At 34.9% G+C, this 3,524-nt stretch carries 4 protein-coding genes; all 4 read left to right on the forward strand.

Features of this window, described 5'->3' with window-relative positions; translation table 11 throughout:
- Nucleotides 1-499 (forward strand): DnaJ domain-containing protein (locus PHX29_07215; GenBank protein MDD5605672.1); only part of this gene is annotated, 499 nt, incomplete at its 5' end.
- A 38-nt stretch (nucleotides 500-537) separates the two neighbouring features.
- The gene (locus PHX29_07220; GenBank protein MDD5605673.1) at nucleotides 538-1,089 is read left to right on the forward strand and encodes a DUF5606 domain-containing protein; all 552 of its coding nucleotides are present in this window, start codon (nucleotides 538-540) and stop codon (nucleotides 1,087-1,089) included.
- 2 nt (nucleotides 1,090-1,091) lie between these two features.
- The gene (rimO, locus tag PHX29_07225) at nucleotides 1,092-2,426 is read left to right on the forward strand and encodes a 30S ribosomal protein S12 methylthiotransferase RimO (GenBank protein MDD5605674.1); all 1,335 of its coding nucleotides are present in this window, start codon (nucleotides 1,092-1,094) and stop codon (nucleotides 2,424-2,426) included.
- Between the two features lie 140 nt (nucleotides 2,427-2,566).
- Entirely contained in the window at nucleotides 2,567-3,424 is an 858-nt protein-coding gene (locus PHX29_07230) for a DUF6340 family protein (protein ID MDD5605675.1), read from the forward strand.
- The last annotated feature ends 100 nt before the right edge of the window (nucleotides 3,425-3,524 follow it).

The following is a 3,524-nucleotide window of genomic DNA, read 5'->3' on the forward strand; positions in this document are numbered from 1 at the left end:
GGATTATGTTAAGGATTTTATAAGGAGATCTTTTGGAGAGCAGGCAGTACCGGAGGCGATGGATATTCTGAAGGGACTTAAAGATAAGGAAATAAATATTTATGAAGTAGGTGGACAGATAAAACAGTATATGAACTATTCTCAAAGGATGCAATTGCTTCATTATCTTGTAGGTCTGGCACAATGTGATGGGGATGTATGCTCTGATGAGTTAAAAATGTTGCGTGAAATAGCCTCTGCAATTGGCGTAAATACATCTGATAGTGAGTCGATATTTTCTATGTTTGGACAAAACCTTGAATCAGCATACAGTGTTCTTGAAATTGATAGAAATGCGAGTGATGATCAGGTAAAAAGAGCTTATAAAAAACTTGCCATTAAGCATCACCCTGATAAAGTAGCCTCTTTGGGGCCTGATGTTCAAAAGGCGGCTGAAGAAAAATTTAAGAAAATTCAGATGGCATATGAAAAAATTAAAAAAGAACGTGGCATTGTTTAATGCCAGCATTTATAAGAAAAATATAATTCAATAATAAAATGAAGACAGATTTAAAGAAAGTTTTATCGGTATCAGGACAACCGGGGTTGTTTTTATACCTTTCACAAGCTAAAAACGGTGTGATTGTTGAGTCTCTTGTTACAAAACAGAGAACTTCATTTGGTGTCAATTCGAGAGTGACAACTCTTGCGGATATATCAATTTATACTAATGAAGATGAATTACCTCTTAAGGAAGTTCTGATCAAAATGATAAACAAACTTGGTGAAGAATCTGCGCCATCAGGCAAGTCGGATGAAAAAGTGATGAAAGCGTTTTTTGAAGAGGTACTGCCTGATTATGACAGAGATAGATTTTATGTTTCTCATATGAAGAAAGTTCTTGACTGGTACAATATTTTAAAACAGTATGCATCTTTAGAATTTGCTGAGGAAGAAGAGTCGTCTGAAGATATAATCAAGGAAGATAAACCTAAAAAAGGGACTAAGAACGTAGAAACCACAAAGAAATCCACCAAGGCATCTCCAAACAAAGCTGCCAATTCAGCTGCAATTAAGAGCACTAAAACTGTGCAAAGAAAAGCCAACTAGTTGTGAGACGTGTTCAGCTTATTTCTTTGGGGTGCTCAAAAAACAGGGTAGATTCGGAACATATACTGAAACAAATAAGTGCCGGTAAATTTGAAATATCTCCTGAAGGTGAAGATTTGACAAAAGCGGGAGTAGATACAGTCATAATAAACACTTGTGGCTTTATTAAAGATGCCAAAGAGGAATCAATAGAAACCATTTTTTCTGCCGTCGATGCAAAGAAAAAAGGTTATATCAGTAAAATTTTTGTTTTTGGTTGTCTTTCACAACGTTATAGAGATGAGTTGGTAAAATCAATTCAGGAGGTGGATGGATTTTACGGGACGCTTGATAACGGTAGTCTGTTAAATGCCTTGGGAATTACTTTCAGAGAAGATTTGGCCTTACAACGTTGTCTTACAACGCCGAATCATTATGCTTATTTGAAAATTTCTGAGGGGTGTGATAGAACATGCTCTTATTGTTCTATTCCTATCATCAGGGGGCCACATCACTCTGTACACATGGAAGATATTATACAAGAGGCTAAGAATCTTGCTGCAATGGGGGTAAAGGAGCTTATTGTCATTGCTCAAGATACTACTTATTATGGACTTGATATATACAAGAAAAGGTGTTTAGGGAAACTGTTAGAGAAACTTGTTCAAATTGATGGTATTGAATGGATCAGAATTCATTATTCCTATCCTGCCGGATTTCCTGATGATGTTCTTGAAATAATGGCAGGTTCAGAAAAAATTTGCAAGTATATAGATATACCTCTTCAACATTCTTCAGATAAAGTACTTTCTATGATGAGAAGATCTGTTGATGGAAGGGAAACCAGAGAGTTGGTTGAGAAATTTAGAAAAATGGTTCCTGGTGTGGTACTTCGCACTACAATGATAGTTGGACATCCTGGAGAAGGAAAGAAGGATCTTAAAAATCTTCTCGATTTTGTTAAAGAATACAAATTTGAGAGATTAGGAGCTTTTACTTATTCAGAAGAAGAGGGAACATATGGAGCTTTAAATTTTAAAGACAATATATCCAGACTTGTAAAGCAAGAGAGATATGACACTTTGATGGAAGTGCAGGCCGCCATTTCTAATGCCTATAATAATTCGCGTATCGGTTCTGTTGAAAAGGTTCTGGTTGATTCTTTTTCAAAGGATATTTCCTGTAATAATGTGCTGGTTGCACGAAGTCAAAAAGAATCTCCTGAAGTTGACGGTGAGATTCTAATTGGGGGAGATTCTCTTTCCGGGATATTTGTTCCTCAAAATATAATTGGTAATTTTGTTAATGTTAAAATAATTGGAGCCAATGAATACGATTTGTTGGCAGACTTGATATAGAAAATGGGATTATTAGAAGAAATAGTAAAAGTTTGTACATTTTTAGCATCCTATTTGTCTTCTTATGTAACAGGACAAGTAATTATTGTTGACGGAGGCATGGGGATGTAAGTTATATGTAGTCTTAATCTGATATTGTTATGAAAAAGGCAAAACATTATTTAATGAATATTTTTTCGCAAATATTCTTAGTGGCAATTTTATTTATGTTAACTGCTTGTGGTCCGTACAAAGAAATAATGGATATTGAGGTAAATCAACCTTCTTCTGTTAAAACAGATGTACTTGGTAAATCGATAGCGATATGTTATAATGGGGATGTTAGTGCGGAAAATTTGTTGTTTTTTCAAGGTATTTCAAAAGGGATAGGAAATGTTTTAAATGTTGTGAATAAGAATCCGGAGTATGAAATTATAATTGACTCGTTGGCCCTTGGAGATATGTTTCACAAAATTGGTTTGGATTATGGAGAATCAACATTAAGTTTGGTTATGTCCATGCCTTATCAATTCAATATTTCTATATCAAAGAAAAACGATACCTTGGATAACACTCCCGAACAAATTAAGTTTTCTGATATTGTATATTGGAATATAGTTGCTCCGGATACAGTTTCAATAGAGAAGTTCTATTTAAAAGCAAAAAAAAGTCTTCCAAGTTTGTATATTGGTTTAGGTGAGATTGTTGCTTCTAACTTTTTCCCTAAGTGGAAGCCTGAAGAACGTACAGTAATTTGTTACCTTTATGGTCGGTGGGCTCAAGCTGAAGAACTTGCATTTGATTTCAAATGGAAAGAAGCTCGTGATATCTGGATGAAACTTGTTGATACGGATGATGTTAAAAAGAAAGGCATAGCTTCATATAACATTGCTCTTGCTTGCGAGATGCTTCAACAGTATGAAATTGCACTTAAATGGCTTGATTATGTTGACAAATATATGCCCGGTCTCAAAGAAGCGCAGCAGATAAGAGAACGATGCATGAGCTTTCGTGACTAACTAGTTTCTATTTGCAAATATTGAAAATGATTACAACCTAAATGTATCTTTAAGACCTGTGGTCTTATTATAGGCACTTGTTTCTTTGTCTTTCCAGAAG

This window comes from Dehalococcoidales bacterium, from assembly GCA_028717385.1.
Taxonomy (GTDB): domain Bacteria; phylum Chloroflexota; class Dehalococcoidia; order Dehalococcoidales; family CSSed11-197; genus CSSed11-197.